This is a genomic window from Hephaestia mangrovi (assembly GCF_019880555.1).
In the GTDB taxonomy this organism is placed as follows: domain Bacteria; phylum Pseudomonadota; class Alphaproteobacteria; order Sphingomonadales; family Sphingomonadaceae; genus Sphingomonas; species Sphingomonas mangrovi.
The window spans coordinates 615,208-631,250 of the sequence record NZ_JAINVU010000002.1; the positions used below are offsets into that span (position 1 = coordinate 615,208).

Consider the following 16,043-nt stretch of genomic DNA (forward strand, 5'->3'; position numbering starts at 1 on the left):
GGGGCTTGCTGCATTGGCAGCCGCAGGGGGCTGGCGTGTGGTCCTCGCGGATGGGCCGGAAGACGCCGAGCGCCGCTTCCTGGCCAGTGGCGCCGGCGTTGCCCTCGTCGATATTCGCTCGGGGGTTGAAGCGGGCCTTGCCGCCGTGCGGGCGATCAGCGAAGCGGTTGAAACGACCGGTGCCGGATTGCTGGCCCTGCTGGACCGCAATGACAGCGCCTCGCTCGGTCGCTTGTTCGACGCCGGCGCGACCCATTTCCTGCTCACGCCAACCAATCCCGCAGATGTGCTGCAAGCGCTGCGCTATGCCACGCGCCATGCCGCCCGGATCGGTGCGATCCGTGATTTGCCGGCGCCCCCGGCTACGGGGCCCGGCGCCCTGTCTTCCGCGGGTGCGCGCCGTTGGCTCGATCGCGCTCTTGCGGGGCAGGGGGGGCGGATCACGGTCTTGCTGATCGCGCTTACCCGGTTCGACCTCGTCAACGCGAGCTATGGCCGCGCCGCCGGTGACGCGGTGCTGACCATGGCGCTCGAACGGATTGAACATGTGACGGCGGAACTCCTCGGCAGCCGCGCGATCGTCGCGAGGATGAGTGGCGCGGAATTCCTGGTTGCCGCACGCGATCCCGATGCGCGGGCCGATCTCGCGGCCGAACGCCTAGCGGCCGAACTGGCCCGCACCTACCCGGTGGCGGACACGCCGATTGTCATCGCTGCACGGATCGGCATTGCGGGCGCCGAGCACGACGATCAGGCCGGCAGCCTGCTGCGCCGCGCGAGCGAGGCCCTTGCCGAAGCCAAGGCTTCGGATGGCGCCGTGATCCGCCGTGCCGGAAGCGACGGGATCGAAACCATGCCGATCGAGAAACTGGCGATCGACCTTCGCCACGCCCTCGATCGCGACGAGATCGACGTGCTGTTCCAGCCGCAGGTGATGATCGCCACCGGGGCTATCGTCGGCGTCGAGGCGCTTGCGCGCTGGGAACACGGTCGGCTCGGCGCGCTGGGGGCGGAAACGCTGTTTGCCGCGGCCGAACGCGCCGACTTGGCGATCGCGCTGTCCGATCGAATCCAGCAAAAGGCGTTGGCCATTGCCGCGTCCTGGCCGGCCGCGCTCCGAGCGTTGCGCCTGTCGATCAATCTTACCGCAGCCGATATCGCTCGGCCGGGTTTTGCCGACCTGTTTCTCGACCGCATTGATACCGGTGGCTTCCCGCGCTCGCGATTGACGGTGGAGATCACCGAATCCGGCCTGATCGACGATCTCGGCGCCGCTGCGGCATTGTTCGCGATGTTGCGGGGCGCGGGGTGTCGCGTCGCCATCGACGATTTCGGGACCGGCTATTCGAGCCTTGCCTACCTGAAGGCCTTACCGCTCGATTATCTGAAGATCGACAAGCATCTGGCGCAGGATATTGCAGGAACGCCGCGCGATCGCGTGGTGGTGCGCGGCGTGATCGAAATGGCGCGCTCATTGGGGCTTGGCGTGATCGCCGAAGGGGTCGAGACGCCCGAGCAGCTCGATCTCCTCGCCAAGGAGGGGTGCAATTATTACCAGGGATTCCTGTGCGCCGAGGCGCTGTCGAGCGAGGCGCTGGCGGCGTTGGTCGAGAGAGGACAAGGGCGATGAGAGCAATCGGTTTGGCGGCGGCCGCGATCGTGTTTTCCACACCGGTGGCAGCCCCGACACCGGCGGAGCATGCGCAGCAGGCGGTGATGGCGGCGATGACGGACAGCGCAGCAGGGTGGAATGCGGGCGACCTCGATCGCTTCATGGCAGTCTACGCCGATGCGCCGACGACGACCTATGTCACCGGCAACGGCCTCGCCCATGGCAAAGCCGACATCGCATCGCACTATCGCGATTATTTCGGCGGGGCCAAGGATGCTGAGCGCGGCACCCTGTCGTTCCAGATGCTCGATTTCCGGCTGCTCGATGCGACCCACGCACTGCTTATCGCGCGCTACACGGTGTCGCCGGCCGGTACGCGAACGAAAGCGTGGACCGGGCCGACGAGCCTGGTGTTTGTAAAGGGCGCGGCTGGCTGGAAAATCATCGCCGACCATAGTTCCTGACACCTACGCCATCGCCTTGGCCAGCCCTTTCGATAGCTGCAGCGCGCCGTTGAGGCGGCTCCTGGGATCATTCCACGCCCGGGTGATGACGAGCTTGCTGTCTGGGCGCAGCTTGGCGACGCCATCGAGACGCGCGACATAAGCGAGCAGGCCATCGACATTGGGCGGCTTGTCGTCATGAAATGACACCAGGGCGCCGCGCGGCCCCAATTCGATCTTCGCGACGCATGCCTTCTTGGCGTTAAGCTTGATTTCCATCAGCCGGATCAAATTCTCGGTCGGCTCGGGCAACTTGCCGAACCGGTCGATCAACTCGGCGGCGAAGGCCTCGATACCGGCCTTGTCGTCGACCTCATTGAGGCGGCGGTAAAGCCCCATGCGGAGATCGAGATCGGGCACATAGTCGTCGGGAATGAGGATCGGCGCATCGACGGTGATCTGCGGCGAGAAGTCGCGCGGGCGTTGCAGCGCGCCGCCAGCCTTGGCCTCGAGGATCGCCTCTTCCAGCATCGACTGGTAGAGTTCGTAGCCGACTTCCTTGATATGCCCGGATTGCTCGTCGCCAAGCAGATTCCCGGCGCCGCGTATGTCCAGATCGTGGCTGGCGAGCTGGAAGCCTGCACCAAGACTGTCGAGATCGCTCAGCACCTTGAGCCGCTTTTCGGCGGTATCGGTCATGATGCGGTCGGGTGGCGTCGTCAGATAGGCGTAGGCGCGCGTCTTAGCGCGGCCGACGCGACCGCGAAGCTGATAAAGCTGCGCCATGCCGAAGCGATCGGCGCGGTTGATGATCATCGTGTTGGCGCTCGGAATATCGAGGCCGCTCTCCACGATCGTGGTTGAAACGAGAACCTCGTAGCGCTTGTCGTAGAAGGCGCTCATGCGCTCCTCAACCTCGCTCGGCGCCATCTGACCGTGGGCGATGACGTAGCGCACCTCGGGCACTTCCTCGCGCAGGAATTCCTCGATGTCGGGAAGGTCGGCGATGCGCGGCGTGACGATGAAGCTCTGCCCGCCGCGATAATGTTCGCGCAACAGCGCCTCGCGGATCACTACCGGATCCCACGGCATCACGTAAGTGCGCACGGCAAGGCGGTCGACCGGCGGCGTCTGGATCACCGACAGTTCGCGCAAGCCCGACATCGCCATCTGCAGCGTGCGCGGGATCGGCGTCGCGGTGAGCGTGAGGACGTGGACGTCGTTCTTCAGCGCCTTCAGCCGCTCCTTGTGGGTGACGCCGAACCGCTGTTCCTCATCGACGATAACCAAGCCAAGCCGCTTGAACTCGACCGACTTGGCGAGCACCGCATGCGTGCCGACGACGATATCGATCGTCCCGTCCGCCAGGCCCTCTCGCGTCGATTTCGCATGGTTGGCGGAAACCAGGCGGGATAACGCACCGATTCTTATCGGAAAGCCTTCAAAGCGCGCGGTAAAGTTCTGGAAATGTTGACGCGCGAGCAGCGTCGTCGGACACACCACCGCTACCTGCATCCCGGCCATCGCCGCGACGAAGGCGGCGCGCAAAGCCACCTCGGTCTTGCCGAAGCCGACGTCACCGACGATCAACCGATCCATCGGCTTGCCCGCCGCGAGATCGTCAAGCGCGTCGCCGATCGCGCGTTCCTGGTCATCGGTTTCGGCGAAGGGGAAGCGATCGACGAACGCGGCATAACCCTGTGAATCGGGCTCGGCGACCTCGCCCTGGCGCAGGGCACGCTCAGCGGCGACGGCGATCAGCTCGCCGGCGATCTCGCGGATGCGCTCCTTCATGCGGCTCTTGCGGCGCTGCCACGCCTCGCCGCCGAGCTTGTCGAGGGACGCTCCGTCCTCGCTCGACCCGTAGCGGCTCAGAACCTCGAGATTTTCGACCGGCACATAGAGTTTGTCGCCGCCGGCGTAGCTCAGCGCGACGCAATCGTGCGGTGCTTGGCCAACCGGGATCGAGGTCAATCCGTCATAGCGGCCGATGCCATGATCGACGTGGACGACGAGGTCGCCCGGCGTAAGCGACGCGAGCTCGGCCAAAAAGGCGTCGGCCGACTTGCGACGTTTGGCACGGCGGACGAGCCGGTCGCCGAGCATGTCCTGTTCGGTCAACAACGCGACGTCCGGCGTGGTGAAGCCGTGATCGAGCGGCAGGACGATCAGCGCGACGTGCGTTTGCGCGGCGCCGAGCGCGTGCTGCCAGTCGTCGGTCTGGCGCCCGTGCGGCAAGCCATGATCGGCAAGTAGCCCGGCGAGCCGCTCACGCGCTCCAACCGAATAGCTGGCCAGAACCACCTTCTTGTCTTGCCGCCGCAGCCGCTCGACATGCTTGACGACAGCTTCGTAGATATTGGCACCGCTCGCGCGCTCGGGCGCAAAATCGCGCGCGCCGTCAACGCCGAAATCGAGAACGGTGGCGCTCTCTGGCTCATGAAACGGGGTGGCGAGGTGCGCTCTGGCAGCCTTGTCTCGCTCGGACATTTCCTCGGGAGTCAGGTAGAGCGCAGCGGCCGGCAGCGGACGGTAACTGCCAGGGTCGTTCGATTGCGCGCGGACCCGGTTGGCGTGATAGTCGGCAATGGCTTCGAACCGCGCCTCGTCGGCGCCGGGGACGCCGGCGTCGCGGACGATCACGGTGTCGGCATCGAGATGGTCGAACAGCGTCGCCAGCTTTTCCTCGAACAGCGGCAGCCAATGCTCCATGCCGGCGAGACGACGGCCGTCGGAGATCGCCTGGTAGAGTGGATCGCCGGTAGCGGTCGCCCCGAACGTCTCGCGATAACGGCTGCGGAAACGCTTGATCGAATCGGCATCGAGCAGTGCTTCGGAAGCAGGGAGCAGCGTAAAACTGTCGACGCGACCGGTGGTGCGTTGGTCGGCGGGATCGAAGGTACGCACGCTCTCGATCTCGTCGCCGAAGAAATCGAGCCGGAGCGCCTGTTCCTCGCCGCTCGGGAACAGATCGACGAGGCCGCCGCGGACCGCGAATTCGCCCGAATCGGCAACGGTCTCGACGCGGTGATAGCCATTGGCCTGGAGCAATTCGGCGAGCGTGTCGCGCCCGATTCGCTCGCCGGGCGCGAGACGCGCGACGAGCTGGCGGATGCGGAACGGAGTGAGCGTGCGCTGTGTGACAGCGTTGGCGGTCGTCACCATCAACTGCGGCGCTTTCGCCGGCTGTTGCAATTTGTGCAGCGCGGCCAGCCGCTCGGCCATCACGCGGAGCGTCGGCGAGGCGCGATCGTAAGGCAGACAGTCCCAGGCCGGGTAGCTGAACACGTCAAGCTCTGGCGCGAAATAGGCGGCTGTCGCGGCAACCGCGCGCATCTCGGCCTCGTCCGCGGCAACGAAGACGGCGCGTTTGTCCGCCGCACGCGCCAGATCGGCGAGCAGCCAAGGCAGGAATCCCGCTGGGACGCCCGAGAGCGTCAGCGGCTCCTTTGCCGAGAGGATTTTAGAGAGATCGGGCATGGGGTCGTGAGAAAATCCGGTCGTGCTGAGCTTGTCGAAGCACCGCACTTTTCGTGGTGGGAAGATAGAACGGCCCTTCGACAAGCTCAGGGCGAACGGGGCTATTCAGCGACGGGCACGTATCCCAGTGCCTTCAACTGCGTCATCATCGGCCCCTCCCAACGCGCAGGGACGGCGATCGACCCGATCGCCCAGCCCATGATGTCGACGTCCTGCTCTTCCAGCAGTGTCTCGAACCAGTCGACTTCCTGATCCGACCAGTTCGCCGAATGCGTGTCGAAAAAGCCGCCGATTAGCAGATCGGCCTCCTTCGTGCCGCGGTGCCAGGCGCGAAAGCGCAGGCGTTTCATTCGGGTTTGTCGATCCATGCTTTCGTCCCATAGGCAATCGGCCGGCAGCCGTTCGACGGCAGTCGGCACCGAATCAACGCCCGCTCGCCCCGCGCTTGTCGAAGGGCCGTCCTTTCCGTTACGTCGAGGCAGAAGAAGGACGGGGCTTCGACAAGCTCAGCCCGAACGGGTGTGGAGTAGAACCCAGATAGTCATGCGCCCCGAAATCCTCAATCCGCTGTTCGCCGAGATCACCGCGCTCAAGGGCATCGGTCCGCAATTGGCCAAGCCGCTCGAACGCCTGGGCATTGCGCGGGTCGTCGACGCCGCGTTCCATTTGCCGACCGGTTTCATCGATCGCGTGCCCCGAGACGAGTTGATGCAGGCCGATGTCGGCCGCACCATCGCGATCACGCTGACGCCGGTCGACTATCGCACCAGCGCCGGCCGTGGCCCGACGCGCGTGCGCGCCATCGATGCTCACGGCAATTACGTCAGCCTGGTCTATTTCGGCGGCTCGACCGGCTGGGTGAAGAAGCTGCTGCCGTTGAATGAGCCCCGCCGCATTTCCGGTCGGCTGGAACAATATGGCCAGGACCTGCAAATCGTTCATCCCGATTATGTCCTTGCCCCCGAAGAGGCCGCCGATCAGCCCGAGCGCGAGGCGATCTATCCGTTGTCCGAAGGCCTTACCGCACGCCGCATGGGGCAGCTCGCTGCGCAAGCGATAGAACGCGCTCCCGATCTTCCCGAATGGATCGAGCCGGGCCTCAGGGCGCGCCACCAATGGCCACATTGGCGCGAAGCGCTCGCCCGTATCCATGCCGATCCGGCTGACGCCATCGCCCGGACGCGGCTCGCTTATGATGAAGTGTTCGCCAACCAGCTCGCACTGATGCTTGTCCGGGCCGCCTCGCGTGGCCGTCGCGGCTGGCCGCTCGCCGGCGACGGGCGGTTGCGTGCGATGCTCAATCTTCCTTACGCGCCGACGGGGGCGCAATCGCGCAGCGTTGCCGAGATAGAGGGCGATATGGCGCAATCGCAGCCGATGCTCCGCTTGCTGCAAGGTGACGTCGGCGCCGGCAAGACGCTGGTTGCCGCGATGGCGATGCTGATCGCGGTCGAGGCAGGGGCGCAAGCCGCCTTCCTCGCGCCCACCGAAATCCTCGCTCGCCAGCATTTCGAGACGCTGCAGCGCCTGCTCGCGGGGCTGCCGGTCAACCTCGCGATCCTCACCGGCCGCGACAAGGGGCGCACGCGTGAAGCGACGCTCATGGGGCTTGCCGATGGCTCGATCCATATCCTCGTTGGCACGCATGCGATCTTCCAGCAGGCGGTCGCGTACAAGGAGCTCGGTCTCGTCGTGGTCGACGAACAGCATCGCTTCGGTGTCGCGCAGCGGATGCTATTGACCCAAAAGGCCGAACGCCCGCCGCATCTCCTTGCCATGACCGCCACGCCGATCCCGCGCACGCTTACCCTCGCGCAATACGGCGAGATGGACCAAAGCCGCCTCGACGAAATGCCGCCCGGTCGTCAGCCGATCGAAACCCGCGTCATCTCCGAGGATCGTCTTCCCGACGTCGTCGAGGCGCTCGGTCGCCATCTCGCGGCCGGCGGCCAGGCCTATTGGGTCTGCCCGCTGGTCGAGGAAAGCGAAAAATCCGATCTCGCCGCAGCCGAGGATCGCGCCGCCACTTTGCGCGCCCGTTTCGGCGACAAGGTCGGGCTCGTTCACGGCCGCATGAAGGGGCCGGAGAAAGACGCGGTGATGGCCGATTTTGCGGGCGGCCGCACCGGCGTTCTCGTCGCCACCACGGTGATCGAGGTCGGCGTCGACGTTCCCAATGCCACGCTGATCGTCATCGAGCATGCTGATCGCTTCGGCCTCGCCCAGCTCCACCAGCTTCGCGGCCGGGTCGGACGGGGGAGTGAGGCGTCGAACTGCCTGCTGATCCGCGGCGGCAATCTGAGCGAAACCGCGCGGGCGCGCCTGGCGCTGATGCGCGAGACCAACGACGGCTTCCGCATTGCCGAGGAGGATCTGCGGCTGCGCGGTGCCGGAGAGCTGCTCGGCACACGCCAATCGGGTGAGGCGGCGTTTCGCCTGGCGACGCCGGAGATGCTCGGCGACCTGTTGCCTGTTGCCACTGATGACGCCCGGCTGCTGATCGATCGCGACGGTGGCCTTCGAGGCGAGCGGGGAGAGGCTGCGCGAATAGCGCTCTACCTCTTCGACAGGGACGCTGGCGTCGAGCTGCTACGGTCCGGCTGATCGGCGTTGAAAACTCCAAATCGGATGAAAGCCGCGATGAACGGATTGGCATTCCGTTAACAGGCGTCTGGCATGGGGAAGTATAGCACTTGCCACGACGAGAGGAAGAATGTCGCGCTACCTCCGCAAATTAGCCGCCGGATTAGGTCGCCGGGAAGACCATTCCGACCGGCAGGCCCCGGTTCACCGGCTGGTATCGGAGATGGCAGCGTCTGATCCCTCCGCTATCGCGATTCGGGATGGCAATCGCGATATTACGCGTGGCGAGTTGCTCGACCGCTCCGGATTTCTGGCGGAGAGACTCGCGGATCGGGGTGTGGAGCGCGGAGCCGTCGTTGCAGCTCGGCTTGATCGGTCTCCCGAGCATATCATCGCCTGTCTGGCGATACTCCGCGCCGGCGGGGCATTCATGAGCCTGGATCCCACCGACCCCGTAGAACGAGCCAGATCGCTGATCGCGGACGCCGGCGCCGCAGCGATCGTTACGGACGACGTCCGAGCCGCCGATCATCCTGATATTGCGGTGGTCGTAAGCCAGGAACGGCGTCGCCGCTCAGTGGAGTTCCCCTTCGACATCGATGCCGAAGATCTGGCTTATATTGCGTACACCTCGGGATCGACCGGATCACCAAACGCGGCCGAAATTACGCATGGCAACCTGATCAACCTCGTCAATTGGACGCACGAGGCGTTCGATATCAGCGAGAACGATCGCGTCAGCCTCTCGCTCGGGCTCGCGTTCGATGCGGCGATCTGGGAATTATGGCCTGCGTTGACGGCGGGAGCGACGGTTCATGTCATGAGCGACATCGTCCGCAACTCCCCCAAACTCCTGTATCGCGAATTGCTCGATCAAGGGATCACGATCGCCACCGTGCCGACCGCTATCGCCGAAGCCTTGATCGCGATGGATTGGCCGGCCGATACGCCACTTCGCTATCTGCTGACCGGGGGTGACGTTCTGCGCGCTTATCCGCGCCGAGACCTGCCCTTTGACCTGGTCAATAATTACGGACCGACCGAATGTACCTGCGAGGCAACGTGGGCGCTGGTTCCCGCGGGCACCGCAAACAATCGCGGCTTGCCGGCGATCGGACGCCCGATCGGCGGCGTCGCCATTCATCTGCTCGACGAGGCGCAGCGTCCGGTTCCGCCGGGAACTGAGGGCGAAATCTGGATCGCCGGTAAAAGCGTTGGGCGAGGCTACCGCAACAAGCCAGCGCTGACGGCGGCCCGGTTTCGCCCCGATCCCTTCTCCGGTGTTCGTGGTGCGCGGATGTATCGCACAGGTGATCGCGGCCGGTTGCTTGCCAACGGCGAGATTGCGTTTTGCGGGCGGGGCGACCGGCAGGTCAAGATCGGCGGTGTACGGATCGAGCTTAACGAAATCGCCCTCGCTCTCCAGACACATGCCGACGTTGCAACGGCGATCGTCACGGCGCCGGAGACCGACGGCGGTAGATCGCTGATCGCCCATATCGTACCGACCGACCCGTCGCGCCCGCCTGGGGCGATCGAATTGCGTCGATTTCTCTACGATCGCCTGCCGCGCGCCTATATTCCGCGGGCGTTCATCTGCATCGATGCAGTGCCCCTCACCCGAAACGGCAAGATTGATTTTGCCGCACTGCCGACGCCAGCGTCGGACGAAAGACCCGTTCGGTGCGGTGACGACCTGTCACTGGCGGAGCGCAGGGTAGCCGATATCGTGGGCGACGTGATCGGTGTGGACCACGTTGTGCTGGACGACAATTTTTTCCTGCTCGGCGGCCAATCGCTGCAGGCGACGGAGGTAGTCGTCCGCTGCCGGGAGGTGTTCGCCGTGAAGATCGAGCTCAGCGATCTTTTCGAGGCCGATACGATCGGCGCGTTCGCGGCCAGGATCGAGGCACGGATCGCGCAACATGTGGCGCAATTGTCTGATGAGGAAGTCCGCGCGGCGCTTCGCAGCTAGCGGTTCTTCACCATGATCGCGAGCAGCTCGTAATAATCGCTGAGCGCGATCGGCTGGTCGAGCTGGCAACCGATCCGGCCGCCGAGCGACCAGCGGACTTCGGCGACCACGACGCCGACGACGGGAAGCGTCACCCTGATGCGATCGCCGGTTTCGAACGAGGCCTCGCAGCGGGCCATCAGGCCGAGCGCGGAGATATTGACGATGAGCAGGTTGAGCGGTTGCGCCGCGGCGCCGAAACCCCGCGTCCGGTAATGAACCTCGTCTCTCGCGACAAGACGGTCATCCTTGACCGCCAGCCGTGCGTAACCACTCATATCTGCGCCCCTCCCATTGGCTGGGATGTCTGATAAATAAAGACACAAGCGTAAATCACGCGGCAACGAAGCTGGTTGACGAAACCTTGCCAGGGTTAACGCGTGAGCAGCCCGTGATGCTTCTTGCCCGCGGAAATCCTGACGTTTTCGCCGCCGACGTTGATGACGAGATTTTCGTCCGACACCTTTTCGCCATCGACGCGGGCGCCGCCGCCCTTGATGAGTCGCCGCGCTTCGCCTTTCGAGGCGACGAGGCCGAGCGCGACGAGCGCATCGACGATGCCGATTTCGCCGGCGGAAACGGCGTGGCTCGGCAAGGCTTCGCCGGCCGTTCCTTCTTCGAACGTCTTGCGCGCGGTTTCGGCGGCTTCGGCGGCAGCGGCCTCGCCGCGACACATCGCGGTAGCGGCATCGGCGAGCACTTTCTTGGCCTCGTTGATCTCGGCGCCTTCGAGCGCCTCGAGCCGGGCGATCTCGTCAAGCGGAATGTCAGTGAACAAGCGCATGAAGCGGCCGACGTCGCGATCGTCGGTGTTGCGCCAGAACTGCCAGTAATCATAGGCCGAGAGCTGCGCCTCGTTGAGCCACACCGCCCCCGACACCGTCTTGCCCATCTTGCCGCCATCGGCGGTGGTGATGAGCGGCGTCGTGACGCCATAGACCTCTGTGCCGTCCATGCGGCGCGCAAGCTCGATGCCGTTGACGATATTGCCCCATTGATCCGATCCGCCCATCTGCAGCCGGCATCCGGCGCGGCGCGACAGTTCGAGGAAATCGTAGGCCTGCAGGATCATGTAGTTGAATTCGAGGAACGACAACGATTGCTCGCGATCGAGCCGGAGCTTGACCGAATCGAAGCTGAGCATCCGGTTGACCGAGAAATGCTGGCCGACATCGCGCAGGAACGGGATATATTCGAGCTTGTCGAGCCAATCGGCATTGTCGAGCATGATCGCATCCGACGGACCATCGCCGAAGGTCAGGAACCGTTCGAACACCTGCTTGATCGAGGCAATGTTGCCGGCGATCGTCTCCGTCGTCATCAGCTTGCGCGCCTCGTCCTTGAACGAGGGATCGCCGATCTTGCCGGTACCGCCGCCCATCAGCACGATCGGCTTGTGGCCGGCCTGCTGAAGGCGGCGCAACAGCATGATCTGCACCAGGCTGCCGACGTGAAGCGAGGGCGCGGTGGGATCGAAGCCGATGTAGCCGGGCACGATACCCTTCACCGCGAGGGCATCGAGCCCGGCGGCGTCGGTGAGCTGGTGGATATAGCCGCGCTGATCGAGCAGGCGGAGCAGATCTGAGCTGTAAGTCGTCATGACGGAGGCGCGCTTAGCATGGCGATCAGCGACCGTCATCCCGCCGAAAGCGCATGCGTCGCGCCGAAGAACGAAGCCGGAAATGCCGTTTTTCGGAGCCAGTGACTCCGGGTGAAGTGGAGAAAGTGGAGAGTGTCGCGCGCCTTTGCTCACGGTGCGACGAACGACAAGATTCAACCATGCGGTTCAACGTGGCGCGTACCTGCTGCATGGCGATTCGTGTCGCAGCAAATCTCCAACATTTCCAGCGAAATGAGGAGGGTTGAACCCTATCCCGACAGCTTGCCGAGCGGATCGACAGGATCGCGGCCCTTGCGGATTTCGAAGTGCACACTGGGCTGATCGACCGCGCCGGTTTCACCCGATACCGCGATCTCCTGACCGCGCTTGACCGACTGGCCGCGGCGGACCAGCAACTCTTTCGCGTTGCCGTAGACGGTGGTGTAGCCGTCGCCATGTTTGACGATTACCAGGCCGCCCAGCGAGGGGATGCTGCTGCCGACATAGGCGACGACACCATCGGCCGCCGCGAGTACCGGCGTGCCTTCGGGGACGGCGATCTGGATGCCGTCACTGCGCACGCCGCTCTTGCCCGGACCGAAGCCGGTGACGACGCGACCGTGCACCGGCCAGGAAAAACCGCCGATCAGTTTCGAGGGCGTCTCGATCGGCGTGGTTGAAGCAAGCACGCGACGCGAGGTAGAACTAGGTGCGGCGGGCCGGGCATTGCCGGCAAGCGCCGGTTCGGAGCCAGTGACGAGATCGCCGATATCGAGATGGAAGGCAGCAGCGCGTTGCGCGGCCGTCGAACCCGACGGCAGTGGGGGCGGGGTGCCGCCGCCGGGAATCAGCAGCCGCCAGCCGGCGCGCAGCAGATACGGCTCGCTGAGGCCGTTGGCGTCGATAATGTCCGACCAATGAACGCCATAGGCCTGGGCGATGGCGATGCCGGTGTCGCCGCGAACGATGAGATGATAGCGGCCGCCGGGAATGGTGAGCTGCTCGCCGGGCGTGACGGCATAAGGTTGCGACAGCCCGTTGGCGCGCGCGATCGCGAGGATTCCGGCGCCGGTGCGATCGGCGATCCGGCGCAGCGTGTCGCCGGGCCGGACGGTATAGGTCGATGCCGGGACGAACCGGCCGGTGGGCGTCGCGGGATGGGCTTCCCAGGCTGGTTGCGATGCCGGCAGCGCGGAAACCTGCTCCTCGCCGGCACGGGAGGGGGCGGGAGCCGGGTTATTGGCACTGCGATAATAATCCGGCGGCGGCGCGACCTGGGGGATGCACCCGCCGAGCAACATTGCAAGGCCCAGCAAGGCAAGCGGCGCGCGCATCTCGTTCATCCGATCCCCCATTTGCGCGGCGAGCTCCAACCCGGCCGCCCCGCGATCAGCTGCGATAATCAGCGTTGATCGAAATGTAACCATGCGTGAGGTCGCACGTCCAGACGGTGGCGCGGCCATCGCCGAGGCCGAGATCGACGCCGATCTCGATGTCGCTGCCCTTGAGGTGCGCGGCAACCGGCGCCTCGTCATAGCCTTCGACCGCGAGGCCGCCGGCGGCGACCTGCGTATCGCCGAAGCGGATAGCCAGCCGATCGCGCTCAGCGGGTTCGCCGGCCTTGCCGACCGCCATGACGACGCGGCCCCAATTGGCATCCTCGCCGGCGATCGCCGTCTTGACCAGCGGCGAATTGGCGATCGACATCGCGATCCGATGCGCGCTGGCGTCGCTTTCGGCGCCGGTGACGGCGATCTCGACGAACTTGGTCGCACCCTCGCCATCGCGCACGACGAGCTGGGCGAGCTGACGGCACAGATCGCCGAGCGCGGCGGCAAAGGCGTCGGCGCCGGGATCGTCGGCGCGGGCGAGCGGGGCGTTACCCGCCTTGCCGGTGGCGAAGGCGAGCACGGTGTCGCTGGTCGACGTATCGCCATCGACGGTGATGCAAGAGAAAGTGGTGCGGTTCGCCGCGTCGAGTGCAGCCTGAAGGAAGCCGGGCTCGACCGCCGCGTCGGTGAAGATGAAGCCGAGCATCGTCGCCATGTCCGGCGCGATCATCCCCGAGCCCTTGATGATGCCGACGAGATTGATCGTGCGGCCATCGACGATCGCGCTGGTGGTCGCGGCCTTGGCGAAGGTGTCGGTGGTCATGATTGTCGCGGCGGCATCTTCCCAGCCGCAGACCGGCGCGGCGAACGCGGCGTCGAGCCCGGCCTCGGCCTTGTCGATCGGCAGCGGCACGCCGATCACCCCGGTGGAGGCGACCAGCACGTCCGACGGCTGGCAGCCGGTCGCCCCGGCGACGCGCGCGGCGATCGCTTCGACGGCGGCACGGCCGCGGTTGCCGGTGAAGGCATTCGAATTGCCGGCATTGACCACCAGCGCGCGCGCGGTGCCGAGCGGGAGCACCTTGCGACACCATTCGACCTCGGGCGAGGGGCATTTGCTCTGCGTCAGCACGCCGGCGACGCTGGTACCGGGATCGAGCGCGGCGAACGTGAGATCGCAGCGGTCCCACGTCTTGTAGCGCGCGCGGGCGACACGCAGCGTCACGCCGGCGATGACCGGCAGTTCGGGAAAACCGCTCGGGGCGAGCGGTGAACGGGACGATGACATGGCGGCGCTCCGGTATTAGCGTATCGGCGACGGGGGAGCTGTTAGCGTGATTGTGGGATCAGGCAAATCATCGATGATCGTGGTGCGGGCCGCGTGCGGGGTGTTGATCGTGGCGATCCTGTTCCTCGCCGGATTGGCGGTGCAAGGGCGCGTTGAACGGTTCATCGACGAACGCCGGGTGCTGCAGGCGCTCGCTGCCGAAGCGCCGGGAAAAATAGCGAATGCCGCGGGCCTGATGCCGAAGCCACTGGGCAGTCCCGGAGCGTGGTTCGACCCCGATTCCTATCCCCCGACCGCGTTGCGAGCCGGGGAGGAAGGGAGCGTGCGTGTGAAAGTCGCAGTCGATTCGGACGGCGTTCCGATCCGCTGCCGCGTTGTGCAAAGCAGCGGTTACGCCGATCTCGATCAGGGCACGTGCGATATCGTGATGAGGCGAGGCCGCTTCGTACCGGCAACGGATGCCGCCGGCCATGCGATTCCGGCGATATCGGACAGCTTTCGGATCAGGTGGCAATTGACGTCCTAAAGCCGATCGACATCCAGGACTGACGGCGGCCAAGCCGATACAGGCTGGCTCGTTGGTCAAAGGGGGGCGCCTTGCCGGCTGCGGATGCTTCATGGATGCTGAAACGAGTTCAGCATGACGAGGCTTTTGAGGCGAACTCAGGCGAACGTCGATTCCGCCATGCTAGGGCGGTGACATTGCGGTGTCCTCGTAGTAGGATTCGTGTTTCCCGGTTCAACGATGGCGACGAGGATTGTATTCGGTGAGTTCCATTCGCGTTTCTGGCATAGCGGCCGGCCTTTGCATCTTCGCGGCAGCGCCCGTTTCGGCCCAGACCGCCGCGACGCCCGTATCCACTGCACCGTTGGCGACGCCGATCGGCAATCCCGCGAGCTGGTTTCCCGCCAGCGCCTACCCACCCGAAGCCAAGGCGGCGGGTGTGCAAGGACGCACCGAGTTCAAGCTCGAGCTCGACCCGCAAGGCCGCATCACCGAATGCGACATCGCCAAGAGCAGCGGATCGGCATTGCTTGACAGCACGACCTGCGCGCTGCTGGTGACCAACGGCCGGTTCAAGCCCGCGCATGACGCATCGGGCAATGCGGTGGCCGGCGAATGGCAATCGGCGATGGTGTGGCAGCTCGCCGCCGCAGCGCCCGATACGCTCGACGGATTTAGCGGCCAGACGGGCCCGTCCCCGGCGGAAATCTACAACCAATCGGTTTCGGCCGAACAAAAGCAGGCGCAACAGGCGCAGGACAGCCAGCAGGGTGGCGGCGGCGACGATCAGTGACGCGTGCCCGATTTCCATTGGACGAATCCGTTCGTCGCACCTATCTGGACAGCCATCGTCCGCTCAGGGCCGGATAACGGGGTAAGATGAACCTGCTGCTGCTGATCTACGCGATGATTGCGGGGTTGGCCGGCTTCAACGCCGGTCCGTCGGCTGTCGCGCGCGCGGCGGTCGCCGAGACCGGCAGCCTAGCGCAGGTGGCAGAAGCGCCCGATCAGGTGTCGATCGCGGTGAAGGCGCTGGCGGTGCGCACGGTCGCGCGGGCGTTCGCGCCCGAGACGGCACGGCCCGATGTTCGCAGGATCGCGATAATCGCCCCGCGGCAGCCGATCGTGGCGATGGGCCGCGCGGCGCCCGAGCGCCGGCTCGAATAGCAACGGCGCCGGCGGGGCCG

Annotated in this window: 13 protein-coding genes; 7 read left to right on the forward strand and 6 right to left on the reverse strand. The window is 65.3% G+C overall.

Annotation, left to right across the window (positions count from 1 at the left end):
• The first annotated feature begins 37 nt into the window (after positions 1-37).
• Together K7G81_RS06840 and K7G81_RS06845 are read left to right on the forward strand one after the other, a co-directional pair.
• Positions 38-1,630 carry a putative bifunctional diguanylate cyclase/phosphodiesterase gene (locus K7G81_RS06840; protein ID WP_439649528.1) on the forward strand — a complete coding sequence of 531 codons (1,593 nt, stop codon included), beginning with the start codon at positions 38-40 and terminating at the stop codon, positions 1,628-1,630.
• Positions 1,627-2,076, forward strand: a complete 450-nt coding sequence (locus K7G81_RS06845; RefSeq protein WP_223029975.1) for a YybH family protein — start codon at positions 1,627-1,629, stop codon at positions 2,074-2,076. Before K7G81_RS06840 ends, K7G81_RS06845 begins: the two co-directional genes overlap by 4 nt.
• A gap of 3 nt (positions 2,077-2,079) precedes the next feature.
• On the opposite strand, the gene mfd is transcribed toward K7G81_RS06845, so the two are convergent.
• Together mfd and K7G81_RS06855 are read right to left on the reverse strand one after the other, a co-directional pair.
• The gene (gene mfd / locus K7G81_RS06850; protein ID WP_223029976.1) at positions 2,080-5,535 is read right to left on the reverse strand and encodes a transcription-repair coupling factor; all 3,456 of its coding nucleotides are present in this window, start codon (positions 5,533-5,535) and stop codon (positions 2,080-2,082) included.
• Between the two features lie 101 nt (positions 5,536-5,636).
• Positions 5,637-5,903, reverse strand: a complete 267-nt coding sequence (locus K7G81_RS06855; protein WP_223029977.1) for an FAD assembly factor SdhE — start codon at positions 5,901-5,903, stop codon at positions 5,637-5,639.
• Positions 5,904-6,078: 175 nt separating this feature from the next.
• On the opposite strand from K7G81_RS06855, the gene recG reads away from it, so the two are divergent.
• A complete protein-coding gene (gene recG, locus K7G81_RS06860) occupies positions 6,079-8,139 on the forward strand; it encodes an ATP-dependent DNA helicase RecG (protein ID WP_223029978.1) in 2,061 nt (686 codons plus the stop codon).
• Between the two features lie 109 nt (positions 8,140-8,248).
• Positions 8,249-10,093 carry a non-ribosomal peptide synthetase gene (locus tag K7G81_RS06865; protein WP_223029979.1) on the forward strand — a complete coding sequence of 615 codons (1,845 nt, stop codon included), beginning with the start codon at positions 8,249-8,251 and terminating at the stop codon, positions 10,091-10,093.
• On the opposite strand, the gene K7G81_RS06870 is transcribed toward K7G81_RS06865, so the two are convergent.
• The 4 genes from K7G81_RS06870 to argJ all read right to left on the reverse strand — a co-directional run bounded on the left by K7G81_RS06870 (position 10,090) and on the right by argJ (position 14,351).
• Positions 10,090-10,410, reverse strand: coding sequence for a PilZ domain-containing protein (locus tag K7G81_RS06870; protein ID WP_223029980.1), 321 nt, complete (start codon positions 10,408-10,410; stop codon positions 10,090-10,092). The two genes, K7G81_RS06865 and K7G81_RS06870, sit on opposite strands and share 4 nt — an antisense overlap.
• A 95-nt stretch (positions 10,411-10,505) precedes the next feature.
• Positions 10,506-11,732 (reverse strand): tyrosine--tRNA ligase, encoded by a 1,227-nt coding sequence (gene tyrS / locus K7G81_RS06875; protein ID WP_223029981.1) that lies wholly within the window; start codon positions 11,730-11,732, stop codon positions 10,506-10,508.
• Between the two features lie 269 nt (positions 11,733-12,001).
• Positions 12,002-13,066: a peptidoglycan DD-metalloendopeptidase family protein gene (locus tag K7G81_RS06880; protein ID WP_439649533.1), complete on the reverse strand. Its 1,065-nt coding sequence runs from the start codon at positions 13,064-13,066 to the stop codon at positions 12,002-12,004.
• Positions 13,067-13,121: 55 nt separating this feature from the next.
• Complete coding sequence (argJ, locus tag K7G81_RS06885) at positions 13,122-14,351, reverse strand: bifunctional glutamate N-acetyltransferase/amino-acid acetyltransferase ArgJ (RefSeq protein WP_223029983.1); 1,230 nt, start codon at positions 14,349-14,351, stop codon at positions 13,122-13,124.
• Positions 14,352-14,424: 73 nt separating this feature from the next.
• Here argJ and K7G81_RS06890 point away from each other — a divergent pair, with 73 nt between their 5' ends.
• The 3 genes from K7G81_RS06890 to K7G81_RS06900 all read left to right on the forward strand — a co-directional run bounded on the left by K7G81_RS06890 (position 14,425) and on the right by K7G81_RS06900 (position 16,023).
• Positions 14,425-14,877 carry an energy transducer TonB gene (locus K7G81_RS06890; RefSeq protein ID WP_223029984.1) on the forward strand — a complete coding sequence of 151 codons (453 nt, stop codon included), beginning with the start codon at positions 14,425-14,427 and terminating at the stop codon, positions 14,875-14,877.
• Between the two features lie 241 nt (positions 14,878-15,118).
• Positions 15,119-15,649, forward strand: a complete 531-nt coding sequence (locus tag K7G81_RS06895; protein ID WP_223029985.1) for an energy transducer TonB — start codon at positions 15,119-15,121, stop codon at positions 15,647-15,649.
• A gap of 86 nt (positions 15,650-15,735) precedes the next feature.
• On the forward strand, positions 15,736-16,023 hold the full coding sequence (locus K7G81_RS06900; protein WP_223029986.1) for a hypothetical protein: 288 nt from the start codon (positions 15,736-15,738) through the stop codon (positions 16,021-16,023).
• Positions 16,024-16,043 lie beyond the last annotated feature (20 nt).